General features: G+C 69.6%; 19 protein-coding genes. 4 read left to right on the forward strand and 15 right to left on the reverse strand.

Going from position 1 to position 19,053, the window contains the following annotated elements; genetic code table 11:
* Window positions 1–89: 89 nt before the first annotated feature.
* The 9 genes from ACH4ZA_RS15465 to ACH4ZA_RS15505 form a co-directional block, all read right to left on the reverse strand.
* Window positions 90–1,034, reverse strand: a complete 945-nt coding sequence (locus tag ACH4ZA_RS15465) for an amidohydrolase family protein (RefSeq protein WP_398429791.1) — start codon at window positions 1,032–1,034, stop codon at window positions 90–92.
* Window positions 1,035–1,140: 106 nt separating this feature from the next.
* Window positions 1,141–2,127, reverse strand: coding sequence for an aldo/keto reductase (locus ACH4ZA_RS15470; RefSeq protein WP_398429792.1), 987 nt, complete (start codon window positions 2,125–2,127; stop codon window positions 1,141–1,143).
* 142 nt (window positions 2,128–2,269) lie between these two features.
* Window positions 2,270–3,229 (reverse strand): amidohydrolase family protein, encoded by a 960-nt coding sequence (locus ACH4ZA_RS15475; RefSeq protein WP_398429794.1) that lies wholly within the window; start codon window positions 3,227–3,229, stop codon window positions 2,270–2,272.
* A gap of 57 nt (window positions 3,230–3,286) precedes the next feature.
* Entirely contained in the window at window positions 3,287–4,873 is a 1,587-nt protein-coding gene (locus ACH4ZA_RS15480; RefSeq protein ID WP_398429796.1) for a Na+/H+ antiporter, read from the reverse strand.
* Window positions 4,870–5,952 (reverse strand): MFS transporter, encoded by a 1,083-nt coding sequence (locus ACH4ZA_RS15485; RefSeq protein WP_398429798.1) that lies wholly within the window; start codon window positions 5,950–5,952, stop codon window positions 4,870–4,872. Before ACH4ZA_RS15485 ends, ACH4ZA_RS15480 begins: the two co-directional genes overlap by 4 nt.
* A 72-nt stretch (window positions 5,953–6,024) precedes the next feature.
* Window positions 6,025–6,450 (reverse strand): nuclear transport factor 2 family protein, encoded by a 426-nt coding sequence (locus tag ACH4ZA_RS15490; protein ID WP_398429799.1) that lies wholly within the window; start codon window positions 6,448–6,450, stop codon window positions 6,025–6,027.
* Between the two features lie 114 nt (window positions 6,451–6,564).
* On the reverse strand, window positions 6,565–7,581 hold the full coding sequence (locus ACH4ZA_RS15495) for a zinc-dependent alcohol dehydrogenase family protein (protein WP_398429800.1): 1,017 nt from the start codon (window positions 7,579–7,581) through the stop codon (window positions 6,565–6,567).
* Between the two features lie 26 nt (window positions 7,582–7,607).
* Window positions 7,608–8,015 carry a cupin domain-containing protein gene (locus ACH4ZA_RS15500; protein WP_398429801.1) on the reverse strand — a complete coding sequence of 136 codons (408 nt, stop codon included), beginning with the start codon at window positions 8,013–8,015 and terminating at the stop codon, window positions 7,608–7,610.
* Window positions 8,016–8,113: 98 nt separating this feature from the next.
* Window positions 8,114–8,446 carry a carboxymuconolactone decarboxylase family protein gene (locus ACH4ZA_RS15505; protein ID WP_284434739.1) on the reverse strand — a complete coding sequence of 111 codons (333 nt, stop codon included), beginning with the start codon at window positions 8,444–8,446 and terminating at the stop codon, window positions 8,114–8,116.
* Window positions 8,447–8,902: 456 nt separating this feature from the next.
* Between ACH4ZA_RS15505 and ACH4ZA_RS15510 the strand changes: the two genes are divergently transcribed.
* Together ACH4ZA_RS15510 and ACH4ZA_RS15515 are read left to right on the forward strand one after the other, a co-directional pair.
* The gene (locus tag ACH4ZA_RS15510; RefSeq protein ID WP_398429802.1) at window positions 8,903–9,751 is read left to right on the forward strand and encodes a helix-turn-helix transcriptional regulator; all 849 of its coding nucleotides are present in this window, start codon (window positions 8,903–8,905) and stop codon (window positions 9,749–9,751) included.
* A 107-nt stretch (window positions 9,752–9,858) separates the two neighbouring features.
* Window positions 9,859–10,728, forward strand: coding sequence for a helix-turn-helix transcriptional regulator (locus tag ACH4ZA_RS15515; RefSeq protein WP_398429804.1), 870 nt, complete (start codon window positions 9,859–9,861; stop codon window positions 10,726–10,728).
* Between the two features lie 346 nt (window positions 10,729–11,074).
* On the opposite strand, the gene ACH4ZA_RS15520 is transcribed toward ACH4ZA_RS15515, so the two are convergent.
* The 5 genes from ACH4ZA_RS15520 to ACH4ZA_RS15540 all read right to left on the reverse strand — a co-directional run bounded on the left by ACH4ZA_RS15520 (window position 11,075) and on the right by ACH4ZA_RS15540 (window position 15,192).
* The gene (locus tag ACH4ZA_RS15520; RefSeq protein ID WP_398429805.1) at window positions 11,075–11,224 is read right to left on the reverse strand and encodes a hypothetical protein; all 150 of its coding nucleotides are present in this window, start codon (window positions 11,222–11,224) and stop codon (window positions 11,075–11,077) included.
* Between the two features lie 385 nt (window positions 11,225–11,609).
* Window positions 11,610–11,858 (reverse strand): hypothetical protein, encoded by a 249-nt coding sequence (locus ACH4ZA_RS15525; RefSeq protein WP_398429807.1) that lies wholly within the window; start codon window positions 11,856–11,858, stop codon window positions 11,610–11,612.
* A gap of 315 nt (window positions 11,859–12,173) precedes the next feature.
* A complete protein-coding gene (locus tag ACH4ZA_RS15530; RefSeq protein WP_398429808.1) occupies window positions 12,174–13,283 on the reverse strand; it encodes a M20/M25/M40 family metallo-hydrolase in 1,110 nt (369 codons plus the stop codon).
* Window positions 13,280–14,389: an o-succinylbenzoate synthase gene (menC, locus tag ACH4ZA_RS15535; protein WP_398429875.1), complete on the reverse strand. Its 1,110-nt coding sequence runs from the start codon at window positions 14,387–14,389 to the stop codon at window positions 13,280–13,282. The genes ACH4ZA_RS15530 and menC overlap by 4 nt, the downstream gene beginning before the upstream one ends.
* A 2-nt stretch (window positions 14,390–14,391) precedes the next feature.
* A complete protein-coding gene (locus ACH4ZA_RS15540) occupies window positions 14,392–15,192 on the reverse strand; it encodes a GNAT family N-acetyltransferase (protein ID WP_398429809.1) in 801 nt (266 codons plus the stop codon).
* A 101-nt stretch (window positions 15,193–15,293) separates the two neighbouring features.
* Between ACH4ZA_RS15540 and ACH4ZA_RS15545 the strand changes: the two genes are divergently transcribed.
* Both ACH4ZA_RS15545 and ACH4ZA_RS15550 read left to right on the forward strand, forming a co-directional pair.
* Window positions 15,294–16,958 (forward strand): PucR family transcriptional regulator, encoded by a 1,665-nt coding sequence (locus tag ACH4ZA_RS15545; protein WP_398429810.1) that lies wholly within the window; start codon window positions 15,294–15,296, stop codon window positions 16,956–16,958.
* 426 nt (window positions 16,959–17,384) lie between these two features.
* Window positions 17,385–17,996 carry a hypothetical protein gene (locus ACH4ZA_RS15550; protein WP_398429812.1) on the forward strand — a complete coding sequence of 204 codons (612 nt, stop codon included), beginning with the start codon at window positions 17,385–17,387 and terminating at the stop codon, window positions 17,994–17,996.
* Here ACH4ZA_RS15550 and ACH4ZA_RS15555 read toward each other — a convergent pair.
* Window positions 17,953–18,282, reverse strand: coding sequence for a hypothetical protein (locus ACH4ZA_RS15555; RefSeq protein WP_398429813.1), 330 nt, complete (start codon window positions 18,280–18,282; stop codon window positions 17,953–17,955). The genes ACH4ZA_RS15550 and ACH4ZA_RS15555 overlap by 44 nt on opposite strands.
* Window positions 18,283–19,053 lie beyond the last annotated feature (771 nt).

Here is a 19,053-nt window from a genome sequence, read left to right on the forward strand (position 1 = left end):
CCGGCGTCCGTCGGTCCCACCCCCATCCCGTCCTGACATCCGACCACCGCTGTCCTGTCGGCCCCGGATGCGTTCGACAGCCCCCAGGATCAGGCCAGTCCAAGAAGCGCCTCGGCGTTGCCGGCCAGGATGCCTCGGGTGTCCGCCGCGTCGAGACCGGCCCGCTCGATGTAGGCGACGGTGTCGAGGTAGTGCTCGCCGCCCTGGTACGGGAAGTCGCTGCCGAGGACGAGCCGGTCCGCACCGACCGCCTGGACCGCGGCCCGCAGCGCTGCCTGGGAACTGTGGGCGACGGTGTCGTACCACATCCGGCGCGCCGCCTGGCTCGGCGGAAGGGGGGCGTCAGGTGCCTCGAAGTGGGCGAGGTTGTCCCACCGCTCCAGCAGCATGGGCAACGCGCCGCCGAAGTGGGAGTTGAGGATGCGCACACGGGGGTAGCGCGTCACGAACCCACGGGTGATGAGCTGGGCCGCTACGACGGTGTCCTCCACGGGCGCGCCGACCATCCAGGTGAGGTGGTGGTCGGTGATCTGCGGGGAGGCGACGCCGTCGCCGGCGGGGTGGAGGTACATCACGGTGCCGCGGCGGTTGAGTTCCTGCCACACCGGTGCGAAGGCCGGGTCGGTCAGCGCCCGGCCCGCGGCCGAGGTGGTCAGGGCCACGCCCACCACCCCCGGCGCGTCGAGGACGCGGTCGAGTTCGGCCAAGGCCGCGTCGACGTGCGGCAGAGGGAGCACGACGAAGGCCAGGAAGCGATCGGGGTGGCGGTCCACCAGGTCGACGTACCGGTCGTTGATCATGCGTGCGGCTGCGGCGGCCCGCTCCGGATTTGGCAGTGCGCCCGTCAGCGGTGAGGCCGAGATCACCTGCCGATCCACACCGGCCCGTTCCATCAGGGAGAAGCGGGCCTCGAGTTCCTTGTCGGTGTCGTCGGCCCCGAGCCCGCGCTGGCCGCCGGTGGTCGTGACGCCCGAGTCGGCCAGGAAGTCCAGGTAGTCGCTGGGGTAGACGTGAGCGTGCGTGTCGATGCGCATGACGGAGTTCCTCAGTCGTCGCGGGAAGGGGGAAGGAGGGTGGTGGGAGATGGGAGCGCGTTCCAGCGGTGCAGGAAAGACCGCTGGGCGAAATGGATTCGCCGAGCTACTTGTCGACCAGGGACATGTGGTGCTCGTTGTAGCGGTTTCCCTGTACTCCGACGCGGCCGACGAGTCCGTTGAGGTCGGCGAGTTCGTCGGCGGAGAGCGGTAGTTGGGTGGCGCCGATGTTCTCCTCGATGCGTGCGGTGCGCCGGGTTCCGGGGATCGGAACGACCGACGGATGCTGGGCGAGCAGCCAGGCGAGCGCGACCTGGCCCGGTGTGGCGTCCTTGGCCTGCGCGAGCAGGGTGACGTGGTCGACGAGCGCTTGGTTCGCTGCCCGGTTCTCGGCTGTGAACCGCGGGATGTTCGTGCGGACGTCGTCGGCGGTGAACGGCGTCGTGGCGTCCACCGTCCCGGTCAGGAACCCCTTGCCGAGCGGGCTGAAGGGTACGAATCCGATGCCGAGTTCCGAGCAGGTCGGCAGAACCTCGTGTTCGGGGTCCCGGGTCCACAGCGAGTACTCACTCTGCACTGCCGTCACCGGGTGGACCGCGTGGGCGCGGCGAATGGTCTGCGCACTGGCCTCGGAAAGCCCGAAACAGCGCACCTTGCCTTCCTGTACGAGTTCCCCCACGGCTCCGGCGACGTCTTCGATCGGCACGTCCGGATCGACGCGGTGCTGGTAGAAAAGGTCGAGCGTTTCGACCCTGAGCCGTTTGAGGGAGGCCGTGGCGACGGCTCGGATCTGCTCGGGCCGGCTGTTGAGTCCGGCGGGGGCGCCGTTCTCGATGCGGAATCCGAACTTGGTGGTGATCACCGTCTGGTCTCGCACCGGGGCGAGGGCTTCTCCCAGAAGCTCTTCGTTGACGTAGGGGCCGTACACCTCCGCGGTGTCGAAGAACGTGACTCCGCGCTCGACGGCGCCACGCAGTACGGCGATCATGTCGCTTCGATCGCCGGGATTGGGGCCGTAGCTCTGGGACATTCCCATGACGCCGAGACCGATGGCGGAGACATGCAGGTCGCGTCCGAGCGTTCGGGTGTGCATTCTTCCTCCTCGTTGCTGCCAACTCGGTGCTGTCAATGCCGGTGGGTGGGCTTCAGGCCATAGGCAGGCCGCCGCCGCATTCGGTGTTGTCGCAGGTTGCCTTCCATTCGCGTGGTCGCGCTGAGGGCCCGCTTACTGCGGTTCACCGCGCCGTCGGCGGGAACAGGCGCCGGGCGTTGGCTGTCGTCAGGGAACGCCAGGTGGCCCCCTCCACCGGTGGTTCGGCCGCGTCGATCGCCGCGATGTGGGCGTCGGCCAGCGGGGGAGGCGTCCAGCAGTAGTCGCTGCCGAAGAGCACGCGGTCAGGGTCGACGAGGTTCACCAGTGCGGGGACCTGGCGCGGGAAGGCTGTACCCGCCATGTCGTAGTACAGGCCGCGGAGTTGCTTGACGGCGTCGGGGGAGGGCGACTTCTGCGAAGGCAGGAACAGCTTCATGAACTCGTTGATGCGGTCGGCCAGGACGGGAATCGCGCCGCCGCAGTGCGGGACGATCACCCGCATGTTCGGGTGACGCGTCAGGACGCCTGCCATCACCAGGTCGGTGACGGTGCGGGCGGTGTCGAAGATGTACTCGACCATCGGCCGCGGTCGCCCGAGCGCCGACTGTTCCCAGCACGCGGGTGAGGTGGGGTGCAGGAAGACCACGGCGCGGCGGCGGTCGAGTTCCGCGAAGACCGGTTCGAGGCGCTGGTCGCCCAGGTACACACCGTGGGTGTGCGTCATCAGGGCCACGCCGTCGGCGGCGAGTTCGTCGAAGGCGAAGGCGATCTCCTCCAGTGTGCCGTCGACGTCCGGCAGGGGCAGTGACACGAAGTTGCCGAAGCGGCCCGGGTGGTTCCGGGTCAGTTCGGCGGTGTATTCGTTGACGCGCCGGGCCAGGAGGCAGGCCGCCTTGTCGTCGCCGAAGTGCACACCGGGGGAGGACATGGAGAGCATCGCGGTGTCGATGCTGTTGCGGTTCATCAGGTCGAGGTGGGCTTGCACGGACCACGTGGGCCAGCCGCCCATGCCGTCGGGGTGGGCGTGGCCGGCCGCTGTTGCCTGCTGGACGTAGAAGTCGGGCAGGAGGTGGGCGTGGACATCGATGAGGCCGGAGGACATGGCAGCGGGATTCCTTCTCGTGGGGCGCGCGTCGTCAGGGCGTATACCGCAAGCGGCCTACTCCACCTGCTCGCCTCCGGCCAGCCGGACCTCTTCGTTGTCCAGGGCTGCCTGGAGACGGCGGAGCACGGTGTCGTCGATCCGCGACTCGTCGCGCAGGCGGACGACGGTCGCACGCTTCGTGGCGATGAGAGCGAGGCGGAGGTCGGTGTAGTGGCGGTTGTGGAGCAGGGCCGGATCGTCGTCGGTTCCCGCGCCCCTTGCCCGTACGGTCGCCAGGTTGGCCTCGTACTCCTGGCGCAGCCACTCCACGACCTTCGGAGCGGTGCCCTGTTCGGCGGCTAGCCGGGGCAGCGCCTTGATGGCTTCCTCGGTCGCCGTGGTCTCGGCGAGGACGTGCTCCTCGTCGACGGAGGTGTCGCGTGGCAGCCGGGCCCAGCGCACCACGCCCGGCAGCAGCAGTCCCTGCACCACGAGGGTCACCACGATGACGCCGGAGGTGACGAAGACGATGAAGGCGCGGTCGGGAAAGGGCGCGCCGGAGTCGAGGGTCTCCGGTACGGAGAGCGCCACGGCCAGCGATACAGCGCCCCGGAAGCCCGCCAAGCCGCTGACCACTCGTGCCCGGTCGCTCATTCTCCGCAGGCGCTGCTCGGGGCGCCGGTCGATCGCGCGGATCAGATAGGCGGAGGAGAACAGGAACGCGAACCGGACCGCGACCAGGACCACGCTGACTGCCCCGATCGCGATCAGGGCATGTTGGAGGTCGGACCGGCTCAGGTGGCGCAGCGCGTACTGCAGTTCCACTCCGACCAGGACGAACAGGGCGCCGTTGATGATGAACGTGGCCAGCGGCCAGAAGGCCAGTGCCTGGCGGCGGTGATCGGCGCGGATGAGGCTCGGCGCCACCTGGGCCATGATCAGTCCGCTCACGACGACCGCGAGGACACCGGAGGCGTGAATCTGTTCGGCCAGCAGATATGCCGTGAACGGGGCAAGGAGCATGACGAGATTGCCGAGCAGGGGGTCGTCCAGTCGGCGCCGCAGGTTCATGTTGACCCAGGCGACCGCCACGCCGACCGCGGTCCCTCCGCCGTAGGCCAGCAGGAACAGCGCTCCGACGTGCGGCAGGGTCAGGTGCTCCTCGCCGACGGTGATACCGACCGCCAGGCCGTAGATGACCAGTGCGGTGCCGTCGTTGACGAGGCTTTCCGCACGCAGGACGGTGATCTGACGGCGCGGCAGGGAGCCGGCCAGGGCGCTGACCGCCGTGGCGTCGGTGGGAGCCACGGCCGCGCCCAGGGCCCACGCCGGCCCCCACGGCAGTCCGAGCGCGTGCCCGGCGACCGCCACGGCGCCTGCGGTGAGGATCACCAGGACCGTGCTGAGCAGGACGATGCCGCGCAGGTTCGAACGGATCTCCCGCATCGACGTGGTCAGGCTCTCCCAGTACAGCAGCACCGGAAGGAAGAGCAACAACACCACTTCGGGCGGGAGTTGGGTTTGCCGGACGGCCGGGACGAGGCCGATGAGGGCACCCACGACCAGGAGCACGATGGGCGGCGCGACACGGAAGCGCTGCCCCAGGACGTTGCCCACCAGCACGGCCGCACCCAGGACGACGACGAGTTCGAGACCGATCATGACACTTGCTCCTGTGCGGGACTGGCTGACAGCGGCGGCTCGGCGGCTTCCACCGGGATCGTCATGGTCATCTGGGTACCAGCCGCAGGGTCGTGGAACGTGCCGCCACCATGGGATCGACGCATCGGTACGAAGGCCAGCCCCGTGGCCAAGGAGGACAGCCCGCGCTGCTGCTGGTAGTAGAGGCTGTAGACGAACACCATTCCCTGGAAGCCGCCTATGAACGCGAAGCCGGTACCCGAGGCGATCACCACGGTGCGGGAGCGGAACAGGTCCAGCGGAACCATCGGCTGCGTTCCGCGAGCCTGAGCGGCGACGAAGACGACCAGCGCAAGGACGGTGATCGCCAGCGACACGAGCACCCGGGGGCCGCCGAGACCCTCGGCGCCGGCCTCGATCACCGCGAAGGTCAGCGCGCCCATGGCCAGTACCGCCGCGATCTGTCCGATCCAGTCGAACGGCACGTCACGTCGCGGCGAGTGCGCCAACCGCAGCAGCAGCAACAGCGCGACCAGACCGACCGGCAGGTTGATGAAGAAGATCATTCGCCAGCTGACGAGGGCCAGCGAACCGCCCGCGACGGGCCCGGCGGCCGCGGCCACGGCGCCGCCGATGGTCCACAGCGCGATCGCCCGGCCCCGCTTGACCGGGTCGTCGCAGGCCTCGCGGATCAGCGCCAGGGACGACGGTGTCATCGTCGCCGCCCCCAATCCCTGCACCATGCGGGCGACGACCAGTGTCACCAGGTCGGGCGCCAGGCCGCAGGCCGTCGAGGAGGCCACGAACACCGCCAGACCGATCCCGAAGGCGCGCCGTGCTCCGGCCCGGTCGCTCAGGGACCCCGCGGACAGCAGCAGCGCCGCAAACATCAGCGTGTAGCCGTCCATCACCCACTGCAGGCCGCTCATGTCGCCGCCGAGATCGCTGCGGATGTCAGGCAGAGCGACGTTGACGACCGAGGCGTCGAGGGTGATGACGAAGAAGCCGAGCAGAGCGGCCGAGAGCGCGAAGACAGGGGCGGGACCGCGGCGCGGGGCGCCTTCGACGGTCGGTGAGGAGGCGGCGGGCGGGGCGGACATGCGGGAACTCCTGGGGCCGGGCAGGGCGTGGGGCAGGCGCCGCTGTCGTGGACGGTGCCGGAAGACCCGTGGTCAGGCGGGAGTGGTGGTGAGCGGCTCACCGAGGTGGGTGCGGGTGATGCCGAGCGAGTCCTCGAAGACGCGGTAGTCGGTGATCAGTCCGTCGGCGACGGTGAAGCGCAAAATCATCTCGCTTTCGAGTACCTGTCCCGAGGGATGGAACCGGGAGGCGTACCGGCCCGGTGCCAGGACCCGTCCGTCGGTCTCCACCATGGTCCCCAGCTCGAAGGTGAGTGGCTCGACGGCGGCGAAGAACGCGGTGAGGGACTGCCGGATCTCCTCCGGTCCGGTGCGGCTCCCGGCCCAGGGGGTCAGGCCGGGATCGCCCGGGATCGTCCAGTTCGCATCGGGTGTGAAGTGGGAGAGGACGCGCTCCATGTCGCGCGTGCCGAAGGCCTCGAAGTACGCCTCGACGGTGGCGATCGCCTCGCTGGTCATGACTGTCGGTCCGTTCTGCTCGGCGGCTCCTACGGCAAGCGGCCGGTGGCGCTCGGTGGTGCCGGGGGTTGGTGGGCGCGGCTGATTGGGCGCCCACCACCCCCGGGCTTCAGGTCAGGGACGCAGCAGCGTCTTGATGGCGCGGCGTTCGTCCATGGCCTTGTAACCTTCTGCGACCTCGTCCAGGGGCAGGGTGAGGTCGAAGACCTTGCCCGGGTTGATACGGCCGCTGAGGACGCGGTCGATCAGGTCGGGAAGGTAGGCGCGCACGGGGGCGGGGCCGCCGCGCAGACCGACGTGGGAGAAGAAGAGCTGCTGGCCGTCGATCTGCACGTCGTGCGGCATGCCGACGAATCCGACATTGCCACCCGGGCGGGTGGACTGCAGGGCCTGGTGCATCGACTCCTGTGTGCCGACGCACTCGAGGACCGAGTCAGCGCCGATGCCGTTCGTCAGTTCCTTCACGCGGGCGACGCCTTCCTCGCCGCGTTCGGTGACGATGTCGGTGGCGCCGAACTCCAGGGCGAGCTTCTGCCGGGACTCGTGCCGGCTCATGGCGATGATGCGCTCGGCGCCCAGCTCCTTGGCGGCGATGACGCCGGACAGGCCGACCGCGCCGTCACCGACGACCACGGCGATCGAACCGGGCTTCACCTCGGCGGCCTTGGCGGCGTACCAGCCGGTGCCCATGACGTCGGAGAGGGTCAGCAGGTCCGGGATCAGTTCGTCGGTCGGCTGTTCCGGGGTGGTGACCAGGGTGCCGTCGGCGAGGGGGATGCGGATGTACTCGGCCTGGCAGCCGTTGGGGAAGTCACGGTGCTGACAGTTGGTCTGGTAGCCGGCCTGGCAGTTCGGGCAGGTGTTGTCGGAGGCGATGAAGGAGCCGATGACGAACTGGCCCGGCCTGACGCTCGAGACGTCGCTGCCGACCTCTTCGACGATGCCGACGTACTCGTGGCCGATCGGCTGCGGCTGGGGGACCGGGTTGATGCCCCGGTAGCTCCACAGGTCGGAGCCGCACACGCAGGTGGCGACGGTGCGGATGATCGCGTCCGTCGGTGCCGTGATCTTCGGTTCTGGGGCGTTCTCCACCCGGATGTCACCGGGTGCGTGCAGGATGGTTGCTCGCATGATGCCTTCTCAGCTCTGTCGTGGCGTCAGGGACGGGTGCGGGTGCTGACGCGCGGGCCGTTGTAGTCGTCGTCCGGGACGTGTTCGAGCCAGGTGGTGTCGTCCGTCTCCCACAGAGCGAGGTGGACCATGAACTGGTCGGGAGCGGCACCGTGCCAGTGCTCCTCACCCGGGGGTGTGTGGATGACGTCGCCGGGATGGGCCTCGATGATGTCGCCGCCACGGGACTGCACCAGGGCGATGCCCTCGACGATGTAGAGGGTCTGTCCCAGGCCGTGGGAGTGCCAGGCGGTGCGGGCTCCGGGAGTGAACCGGACCATGTTGGCCCGTATGCGGGAGGGGTCCTCGCCGCGGTGGATCACGTCGGCGTAGGCGTCGCCGGTGAACCACGCGGCCGGAAGCTTCATGGTCGGAGGCTGTTTCAGCAGTTCCATGGTGTGACATCCCTCGGGTGTGCTGCTGCCGCCGGGCCGTGCGGCGGCGGTGTGTGGGGGAGAGCCCGCGAGGTGGGGTGCGTGCGGGCGGAGGAGCCTCAGCCGGACTGGTCGGCCTTGTCCACGATCTCCTTGAGCTGGGTCATCGCGGTCATGGCGTTGGGCCATCCGGCGTAGAAGGCCAGATGGGTGATGGCCTCGACCAGTTCGTCCTTGGTCACGCCGTTCTCCAGTGCCTTGCCGAGGTGGAAGCTGAGCTGGTCGTTTCGGTACAGGGCGGCGAGAGCGGTGACGGTGACCAGGCTGCGGTCGCGGGGGGACAGGTCCGGCCGCTCCCAGATGTCGCCGAAGAGGACCGTGTCGGTCACCTCCGCGAGCTTGGGGGCGAACTCCTGGATGGCCGGCGGCGCGAACTTCTTCCGTTCGGACATGCGGTGGTGCTCCTTGCGTGCGTTGTGTGGGGGGATTCAGGCTGCCCGGCCTTCGACCGGGGGTTGGTCGGGGCGCTCACCGAAGAGCGAGGCGAGCTCGGCGGGGGCGGGGGGAGGCGTGTTCGCCCGCCCTCGCGCACTGCGGTGGTACTCGTGGCACCTGCGGAAGCTGGTCCGATGTCCTCTCGTCGATCACTCGCCTCCGCCGCATGTCACGGGGAAATACGGAACCCCGGTGACGTTCGGAATCCGGAAAGTAATTTCTCCCAGGGGTTGGACTTTTCGCTTGTTCGAGTCAATGCTCGCGACAGAAAGATTCTGGTCGCCGGACGCGCCATCGACCCTGCCACCTTCCCAGGAACCCGCAAAGGGGAGAATTCCATCCTGGGAATCGCTTATCCAGGGGAGGAATCCTTACCCCCCTGCCGGAGACCGAGCGATGCAACACTGGCTGTCATGACCAGCGACGCGCGTCTGAACGAGCTGGGAGAATTCCTCAAGGCACGCAGGGCCGCGTTGAGCCCGCGCACCGTCGGCCTGCCCGACACCGGAGGCCGACGGGTGCCGGGCCTGCGCAGGGAAGAGGTCGCCCTGCTCGCCGCCATCGGCACCGACTACTACACCCGGCTGGAGCAGGGCCGCATCCAGCCGCCGGACCCGTCAGTACTGGCCGCTCTCGCGCATGTCCTGCATCTGGATGATCACCAGCGTGACCACCTGTTCGAGCTGGCCGGCCGACAGAGAGCACGGCACCGCCGCCCGGCCGCGCAGAAGGCGCACCCGCAGTTGCGCCGCCTGCTCGACGATCTCAACGCGAGTCCCGGCGTGGTGCTCGGCCGCCGCATGGACATCCTGGCGTGGAACCCGCTTGCCGCCGCCCTGCTCACCGACTTCGCGAAGGTGCCGGAAGACAAGCGGAACTGCGTCCGCATCCTGTTCACCGATCCAGCCATGCGGACGCTGTATGCGGACTGGCGTGCGGTCGCCCGTGGCTGTGTGTCCCATCTGCGCATGACGGCCGCCAAGCACCCGGACGATCCGCGGCTGACCAGTCTGGTCGGCGAACTCTCCGTGGAGGACCGGGACTTCGGGAAGTGGTGGGGAAGCCGTCAGGTGCCGTCGCGCAGGTTGGGCATGAAGAGGTTCCACCATCCCGTCGTCGGTGAACTCGTCCTCGACTGGGACACCTTGACGTGCGGTGGCGCTCCCGATCAGGAACTCGTCGTCTGGACGGCGGAGCCCGGCACACCGTCGTACGACGGGCTACGTGACCTGGCCGCACGGGCCGCCGGTCAGACCGACTGACCTGACGGTCTGATCCGCCCGGAGTCGGGAAAGACGGGGTGACCACCGGACCCCGGGAGAAAAATCTCCCCCTCATTCCTCCGGTGAATGCTGCGACACTGGCTGCTATGTACAGCAAGGAACATGTGAGTGAACTGGGGGAATTCCTCAAGGAGTGCCGAGCCCAACTCAGCCCGCGGACCGTGGGCCTCCCCGAGTCCGGGGCGCCCCGAAGGGTGCCGGGGCTGCGCCGTGAGGAGGTCGCCCGACTCGCGGGCATCAGCACCCACTCCTACGCCCGGCTGGAGCAGGGGCGCGCCCCTGTGTCGAGGCCGACGCTCACCGCCCTCGTCCGTGTCCTGCACCTCGACGACGACCAGCGTGACCACCTGTTCGAGCTGGCTGCGATCGGCGAGCGTGAACCGCGCCGCCGACCGGCGCAGAAGGTCCATCCGCGGCTCAGGCGCATCCTGGACGAGCTGACAGCGACTCCCGCGCTCGTTCTGGGCCGGCAGCTGGACATCCTGGCCTGGAACGCTTTGGCAGCCGCTCTGCTGACCGACTTCGACCAGGTCCCCGAGAAGAAACGCAACTACGCACGGCTGCTCTTCACCGACCCCGCCTTTCGGGAGCTTTACCTCGACTGGCGGACCAACGCTCGGATCTGCGTCGCCCACCTGCGCCTGGAGGCTGCCAAGCACCCTGGCGGCCCAGGTCTGGCCGCACTCGTCGGCGAGCTCTCGGTGGCCGACGCCGACTTCCGGCTGTGGTGGGCAGGCCGGCAGATGACCGGCCTGCGGATGGGCACCAAGAGGCTGCGCCACCCGCTCGTCGGCGACCTCACCCTCGACTGGGACAGCCTGACCTGCACAGCCGACCCCGCACAGAAGCTGGTGACCGCGACCGCCGCTCCCGGGACCCCGTCCCATGACGGGCTGCTCTTCCTGGCGTCGTGGACCGCGGACCCGCACACGCCGGCCGGGGACGCGACAGCTTGACCGTGACGGGGGAAGACGGCTTACGCCGTCGTGCCTGGTCCTGAGCGGGGCTGGCGATGAATCCCGTCAGGGCATCGACCGGACCGGTTTCCTGCCGGAGCGGTTCGTGACACCGACCGGTGGCGCGTCAAGCCACAGCTGCCCGCCCAACGCGCACCCGCGTGTCGGGCGGGCAGCCCAGGCGGGGACTGTAAGTGGCACGACCCTGGCGACATCGCCCTCGCCACACGACGGCCGCCGTACTGAGGTGCCGGGAGCAGCTGGTGCTCTGCCGGGAGGTCAGCTCCAGAACGCACGCACCCGCCCAGCGGTGTCGCCGAGCGGGTGCCGTGTAGACGCATGCCGTTCAGGCGGGGGTGATGTTGTCCGCCGGGGGCCCTTCTTGCCCTGGTGACGTCGTATTCACGTTCTCGCCTTCCTGGAGCTCACGGAAGCCGGTGTCGATGAAGTGGAACTCGCCGCCGTCCCGGACGAGCCGGGCACCGTGCCCGGACACTGGTGAAGTGCCTGTTCAGGCGCCCTTTTTTGGCGTTTGGAAGAAGCCCAGTTTCTTCGGCGAGTACGACACGAGGAGGTTCTTCGTCTCTTGGTGGTACACGAGCAGTACCCACGCTGATCTGCGGTGACGGTGCGCTGTCGGCGGGCGGGTGGCAACGTGGTCCGGGAATGGTCCGGAGCTTCCTTGGTCCGGGGCAGCCGCCTGGGGGTAGGCAGCGGTCCAGCGGTCGGGCTCTGCGGCAACTGCTCGTGGTTCCGGCCGGGCAGTGGCACCGGTGCCCATCGCGGCCTGCACACCGTTGCGGCAGGGCGGCGTCCGCTAGCGGTAGTTCGTTGAATGCGGTGGCGGACGTCAATGCCGTGTCCGGTGGTGACCGCGTCGATCAGGGTCTGGAGGCCGGGGGGTGGGTCCGGGCCGCCGGCTGTACGGGGTGCGTCGGGGTGGGGCAGTTGGTGGCCGGGTACCAGGTGGCCTCTTCCGGCAGGGTGGCCGGGTCGGTGGTGGCCACCATCAGTCGGCAGGGTGAGCCGGGGCTGTGGCCGCCGAGGCGGACATCGGCGGCCCACCAGGTCTGAGCGCCCGTCGCGGAAGTGACGCTCAACGGGTGCCCGGTCGCCTGGATGCTTGGCATCGCGCCAGGTCAGGGCGTGGGCCGCTTCGATGAGGGTGTGCGGCTGGTCGGCGCGAGCCCAGGTGCCGCGGTGCGGCTTGAGCGCGACGACGTAAGCCGGGCCGGCCTTGCGCAGTGCGAGATACCAGGTGTCGGCCTGGATGACGCCGCGGGTAGGCAGGTCGGCCTGTTGTTGGACACCGGGGTGCGTCCGGCCACACGCCGCGGGCGGTCCGGCGCTTCGTCCGTACCTATGGTGCGTGGTGCGCCGAGGCTCGAGAGCCTCGACGTCGCCGGTTTCCGGGCCGAGGGATGGACGCCAGGGCTGCGGCGACGTCACACAGGTGGCAGCAGGCGGGCGACGAGGCCGGCGACGAGGGCCGCCCGGCGGGGCATTTCGGCGATGACGGCGTACTCGCCTTCGGCGTGCGCGTGTGCGCCGACCGCGCCGAGGCCGTCGAGAGTGGGGATGCCGATCCCGGCCGTGAAGTTGCCGTCGGACGCGCCGCCGACACTGACCGCGCGGATGTCTCCGAGACCGAGGTCCCTGGCGGCGAGGCGCGCGACATCCAGCAGGGGCAAGGCCTGGCCCGCCTCCATCGGCGGGCGGTTGGGGCCGCCCTCGACGGTGACCGAGGCACTGGGCAGCACCGGGGACAGTGCGGCCATCCGGGCATGCAGGGCGTCCTGCTCGGCGCGGGTGCCGGCGCGGGCGTCCACGTGGAAGTGGGCCTCGGCCGGGACGGTGTTGGTCGTGGTGCCCGCGGCGGCGAGAGTGGGAGTGACGGTGAGCCCGCCGGAACCGAACGAGGCGACGGTGCGGGCCTGTTCGGCGAGCTCCAGGAGCGCGTTCACGCCCTTCTCGGGTTCCAGGCCGGCGTGCGCGGCCCGCCCCAGGACCCGCACCACATACTGGCTTACGCCCTTGCGGCCGGTCTTGAGCGCGCCGTCCGCGCTGGCCTCCAGCACCAGAACCGCCCCGGCACGGGCGGCAACCTTTTCGATCAGTGGTCGGGAGACGGGTGAGCCGATCTCCTCGTCGGTGGTCAGCAGCATGCCGCAGCCCGCGGGGGAGCCGAGCGCCGCCATCGCGTACAGGCCCTGCACGACCCCGGCCTTCATGTCGAAGACGCCGGGGCAACTGAGGGTGGTTCGAGTGCGCAACGGCTTCGGCCAGCGGGCCAGGGTGCCGACCGGCCACACCGTGTCGAGGTGGCCGAGCAGCAGCACGCCACCCGGTGCCGGCTCCCAGTACAGCGCCGGCCGGTCCTGCTCGGTGAGCCGCTCGGGCGCGCGGCCGAGCAGGCGGGTGCCCAGCTCGGCGGTATGCTCCGCGACCTGGGCCAGTCGCCCGAAGTCCTCGGACGGCGACTCCACCAGGCACAGGTCTAGGGTTGCCCGGGCCATCTCCTCGGTGCGCGCTGTCAGTTCGTCCAGGAGGGTCACGGCTTGAGCACCTGTGTGGTGACCGTGAGTTCCGCCAGTACTTCGGGGATCGGGGCGACGCCGATGCCGGGCCCGGTGGGGATTTCGATGCGGCCGTCCTCGGTCATCGTGATCGGCTCGGTCAGGTCCTGCTCGAAGTAGCGGTCGGAGGCCGAGATGTCCGAGGGCAGGGTGAAGTTGGGCAGGCCGCCCAGGGCGAGGTTGGCCGCCCGGCCGATGCCGGTCTCCAGCATGCCGCCGGCCCAGACGGGGATGCCGGCTGCCGCGCAGACGTCGTGCACGCGGCGCGCTTCGAGGTAGCCGCCGACCCGGCCGGGTTTGATGTTGACGATTCCGCAGGCGCCGGTGCGGATCGCCTCGTACGCGGCCTGGGCGGAGACGACCGACTCGTCGAGACATATCGGGGTCCGCACGACGCGGGCGAGCTGGGCGTGGCCGGCGATGTCCTCCTCGTCGAGTGGCTGCTCGATCAGGAGGAGCCCGAACGCGTCGAGGAGCGCGAGGTGGCGGGCGTCGGAGCGGGTGTAGGCGGAGTTGGCGTCCACCTGGAGGAGCACGTCGTCGCCGAATCTCTCCCGCACCGCGGCGACCGGTTCGATGTCCCAGCCCGGCTCGATCTTGAGCTTGAGCCGGCGGTATCCGGCGTCCAGGTAGCCCGCCACCGCGTCGAGCAGCTCCGGTACGGCGTCGTAGATGCTCACCGAAACGCCGGAGTCGACATGCGTCGCGGTCGCCCCCAGGTGGCGGCTCAGCGGAACTCCGGCGGCCTTCAACTGGGCGTCGAGCACAGCCGTCTCCACCGCTGCTTTGGCCATCCGGTGCCCGCGTACCGGCTCCATCAGCGGGGCCACCAGATCGGCGTTGAGCCGGTCCGCGGCGAACAGGCGCGGCAGCAGATGGTCCGCGACAACCCGCTGCGCACCGTCGGTGAACTCGCTCGAGTACAGCGGGTCGGCGATCGCGACGCACTCGGCCCAGCCCTCGGCCTGGTCGGTGATCACCCGCACCAGCAGCACGTCGCGCTCGGTCTGGGTGCTGAACGAGGTGCGGAACGGGGACGCCAGCGGGATGGCGACCCGCCGCAGTTCGACAGCTTCGATCTTCAGGTTCATTGGTTCCTCGGGCTCGTCGTGATCTTCAGGTCAAGGGGAGTGGTGAGGACGTAGGTGCCGTTCCGGTCGGCTCCCGTCCATCGGTATCCGGACCGCAGCAGCGGCCGCATCGCCTTGCGCAGAGCGAGGCGCCAGTCCAGGACCAGGGAAACGTCATCAGGCAGCAGCGCCGGGACGCGCAGCCGCACCTCCTCGGCGGGCCGGGGATCCATGGCCCGGCGCACCGGCCCTCCCGCCTCACCGATATCCAACAGGGGGCTGTCGGAACGGGCCGGAGTGGGCGAGCGGCCGGGCTCGGCGGCCGCCAGATCCCAGTGCACGAGGACTCGGTCCGTCGGTATCCCGCGGTTGAAGGCATCGTTCATCTGCCCGTAGAAGTCCGCGTGGTAGGAGACGCCCGTGGCGCCGAGGCCGGCCAGGTTGAAGGAGGCGTTGGCGGTCCGCAGCGGATCGAAGGTCCAGGCCATCCGCTTGATGCCGCGCTCCAGGCACCAGTCGCGCTGGCCGAGCTTGATCGCCCGGCCCACACCCGTGCTCCGCCACTCCTTACCGACGCCGACCACATGCGAGTGCAGCAGGGTCCCGTCCGGATCTGAGCCGAGGAAGCCCACCGCCACACCGGCGAGCCGCCCGTCGACGAGGCCGCCGAGCACCTGTGCCCCGGCTTGGCTGAGTGCCCGCATGAAGGGAAACGGCACCGGCGGAATCTCCGCCTGCCATACCTCGGTGATCAGGTCGGTCGCCGCCAGCAGTTCCTCGACGCCGGTCAGCTCCCGTACCTCCGTGTTCACGACCATGGGCTGTAGCCTGCCGGATCATGTCCCACGAGGTTTTGTGCTGAGCGTCAAACCTGAGGTCGTCGAGTGGGTGCCCACGACAATCCGGCTAGGGTGGCGCCATGGAGCAAGCCCCTACCCTGCACCGCCTCGTCCAGGACATCGGCGAGCCCCTGCTGCGGCTCGCCGTCGGTCCGGGCGGCGCTGACCAGCCCCTCGCCGGGGTGGCCATTCACGACCCGGCCGACGCGGAGGGAATGGAGGCGGGGTGCTTGGTGCTGTGCGTGGGCGTGACCCGGGGGGCAGAGCTGCTCACCCTCGGCAGCGCCGCGCAGCGCGCCGGTGCGCGTGGCCTCGCAGTGAAGGGACCGCTCCCCGCCGAGACCGCCGACTGCCCGGTGCCGGTCGTCGAGGTCAACCCGGACGCCTCCTGGATGCACGTCGCGACGATCCTGCGGCAGCGCCTGCTGGACCACTCGCGGGCGCAGTGGGAGCCCGCGGGCGCCACCAGCGACCTGTTCGCGCTGGCCAACACGGTCAGCGCGATGATCCAGGCCCCGGTCACCATCGAGGACGCGGCCTCGGCGGTGCTGGCCTGGTCGGCAGGACAGGACGACACGGACGAATCAAGGGTGGAGACGATCCTCAGCCGCGCGGTGCATCCGAGCCGACTGCACAAGCTCGCGGAGCAGGGCGCCTTCGACCGGCTGCACTCCTCCACCGCGCCGGTGTACATCGAATCGTACGAACCGGGCCTCCTGCCCCGGGTGGCGATTGCCGTACGTGCCAACTCCGAAGTCCTCGGTTACGTCTGGGCAGTCGTCACCGCCCCGCTGCCGGAAGAACACACCCGATGGCTCGAACTGTTCGCCCCGGTCGTCGCCCTGCATCTGGCCAACACCCGCTCCGACGGCTCCACCTGGGCCCGGCAGCAGCGCCGCGAACTGGCCGCGGCAGTGCTCGCCGGAGGCCCGGCCGGGGAGGGCGCGGTCCGTGAGCTACAGCTGCACACCGGGGCGCTGTGCCTGATCGCCGTGGGCTTGCGCCCACGGGACATCGCCTCGGACGCTGCCTCGGACACCGCCCCCGCAGAGGCCGCCGTCTCAGCCGCCGGCCTTCGCAGACTGGAGGACGCCCTGACGCTCTACCTCACCGCAGTGCGGCCCTCGGCGGTGGCCGTGCGCGGCGACCGTGCGGTGTACGTGCTGGTGGCCTGGCCGCAGCCGTCCAGAGACGAGATCCTGGCCGCGGCCCGCTCGTTGGCCGCGGACTTCGTCGCCCGGTCGCCGGGAGGGCCCGGAGGGGACTATCTGGCCGCGGTCGCCGGGCCCGCCGCCGAGCCCGGCCGTGTCCCCGCCGTCCGGGCCCAGGCCGACGCCGTGCTGCGCGCCCTGCGCGGTGCCGGGGGCTCGGCGCCCGCCGTGGCCACCCTCGACGAGACGGCACTCCAGGTGCTGCTCGACCGCCTCGGCGACGTCGCCCAGTCGCTCGGCCTGCCGCCGACCACCGGTCCGCTGCGCCGGCTCGTCGAGCACGACGGCCCAGACGGCGTCCTCACCGAGACCCTCGCGGCCTACCTGGCCGCGGGATGTCTGACCGAGGACGCTGCTGCCCGACTGCGGGTGCACGTCAACACCTTGCGATACCGGCTGCGCCGGATCAGGGAGGTGTCAGGTCTGGACTTCCATGACGCCGATCAGATGCTCCTGGCCCAGCTACAGCTGCGGCTGCGCGAGACGACGGCCGCTTTTCACACGGACGAGAAGGCCCGGCTTCTCACGTCCTGATTGTCGTCACCTGGCCGCGCATAGAGCTCGTGACACGATCACGGGCGGACCTTCTTCGGCGTCTCCATCAGATGAGGCCGCAGGCAAGGGGGACGAGGGCCTCGTGCAGGCCGAGGCGTCTTTCCCAGCAGACGGCCAGGCGCTTGAAGCGGTGCAGCAGCGAGAAGGTCTGCTCGACGACGTAGCGGAGTTTGCCCGGGGCCTTGATGTTCGGGGCACCCTTGCGGGGAGATCACCGGGAGGATGCGTCGCCCACGTAACTCGCGCCGGTTGGGGTTGCTGTCGTAGCCCTCCTCGCCGAGCCGGGCGTTGGGACGCCTGCGCGGACGGCCCGGCTTGCGGAGGTAACGACCTTGGTCGGGGTGCCGTTGCAGTCGCGGATCAGGTGGTGCTTGGTGGCTGTTGTCGTTGCCGAGTCTGAGGTCAGTGTTTTCGCTGGTCAGGCATAGGGTCGGTGATTCGGCGGGAGTGATGGCGTGTCATGTCGTCGCTCCCCGGGAGGTTGCGGATGCCGTCGGTCGTCAGACTGCTGGAACAGCACGAGCTCGCCGTCGGGTCGACAGGCTGCGTGAGGAAGTCGATCGCATCCAGGCCGAACTGGCTGACGCCGAGCAGGAATGGCAGGAGTGGGTGATCGCCCGCAGGCGAGTAAGCACGGTCCTGGCTCCGGACGGCGGCAACGTCGTTGATGAGGAGGCCGTCTCCGGCCCACGGGACGTGGACACGCGCTCGGCGCCCGGGCAGGCGGCGAGGCCGAAGTCGCAGGTGCCGGTGTGGCGTGATCGGCTGGCCTGGTCGGTACTGTCGATGAACTATCAGTCCGTCCTTCAGGCCCTCACGGACCGGCATCGGCTCCGTCAAGGGCCGCTGACCTGCCAGGGGATGGCCGTAGCATTCGGCCTTGACGCGGTGCCGGCCAAGGTGGAGGCATTGCGGTCGAAGGCGAAACGCCTGGTCGCGCGGGGCTGGCTGGCCGAGCGGCAGCCGGGCCGGTTCACCCTGGCCCAGGGCCTGGCCAGGCCGGACGGCGGGTCATGAGCAGGGTCATCGACCAGCAGATCATCGGCTCGGAGCTGGTGGTGCGGTGCTCGTAGTCACGGGCCAGGTGGCGGGTGCGCATCAGGTGGGCGAAGAACCGCTCGACGATCCACCGCTTGGGCAGGACCACGAAGCCGCGCATGTCGTCGCTGCGTTTGACGATCGCCAGGACCAGCGCGAGCATGGCCAGGCAGTACTCGGCGAGGCAGCCGGTGTAGCCGCCGGCGGCCCAGACCAGCTCCAACTGGTGGCGTGCGTCGGTGACTTGCCGCAGCAGGACCTGCACGGCGAAGTTACTGTCAGTTAGAGCAAAAGGCCGAGTTGAATTCGCCTGATCGAGCAAGCGACGGTTGGGCACCATGTTCTCCGGGCTGTTGGAGCTGGTCATGCCCCTGCGGCGTGCGACGTGGTGCCTCTTGCCGGAGGTGCCGGTGATGGGTGCCGAGCCCGCGTCGGCCTTCAGACCTCGGGCATCGGCGAGCCGACTGCGGGAGGCCAACGCCCACCCGTCGGCGCACCTCCGTACGCTGGCGCTCGGCGGCCCGGTCCGCCCCCCCCACGACGGCATCGTGCCCTCCGGCAATTCGACCGCGCGGCGCACGAAGTCGACGACCATGTCCGGATACTCCTCCGGCTTCGGGGAGTGCCCCATCCGCTGATACGACTTCAGAGCCAGCAGCAACGCGAGCCGATGCTCATCGGAGTGAAGAACAGATGCAGCTCATGCGCGGTGATCAGCCTCTTGAACCGCGGACAAGCGGTCCGGCCGATCGAGGGTCACCATCCACCCGGTACAGACGACAGGCATCACCACCAACGACACTCGACCGAACGGGTGGCGGGTCGCGATGTCTTGCAACCGCAAGAGCAACTATTGGCGGGGGTGGCCTTACCTCGGCGACACCCCATGTCCGCCGGCGTCCGTGTTCGCACCAGGATCCGCTCGCCCTCGTCGGTCAAGTCCTTGAAGACCAGTGGTGTCAGCCCCGAGAACACCGCATCTACAAGGTCGTTGACATCTCGCACGTGAATGTCAACGACCTTGGCAACCCTCCGT

It is taken from the genome of Streptomyces sp. NPDC020597, from assembly GCF_044335095.1.
Classification (GTDB): Bacteria; Actinomycetota; Actinomycetes; order Streptomycetales; family Streptomycetaceae; genus Streptomyces.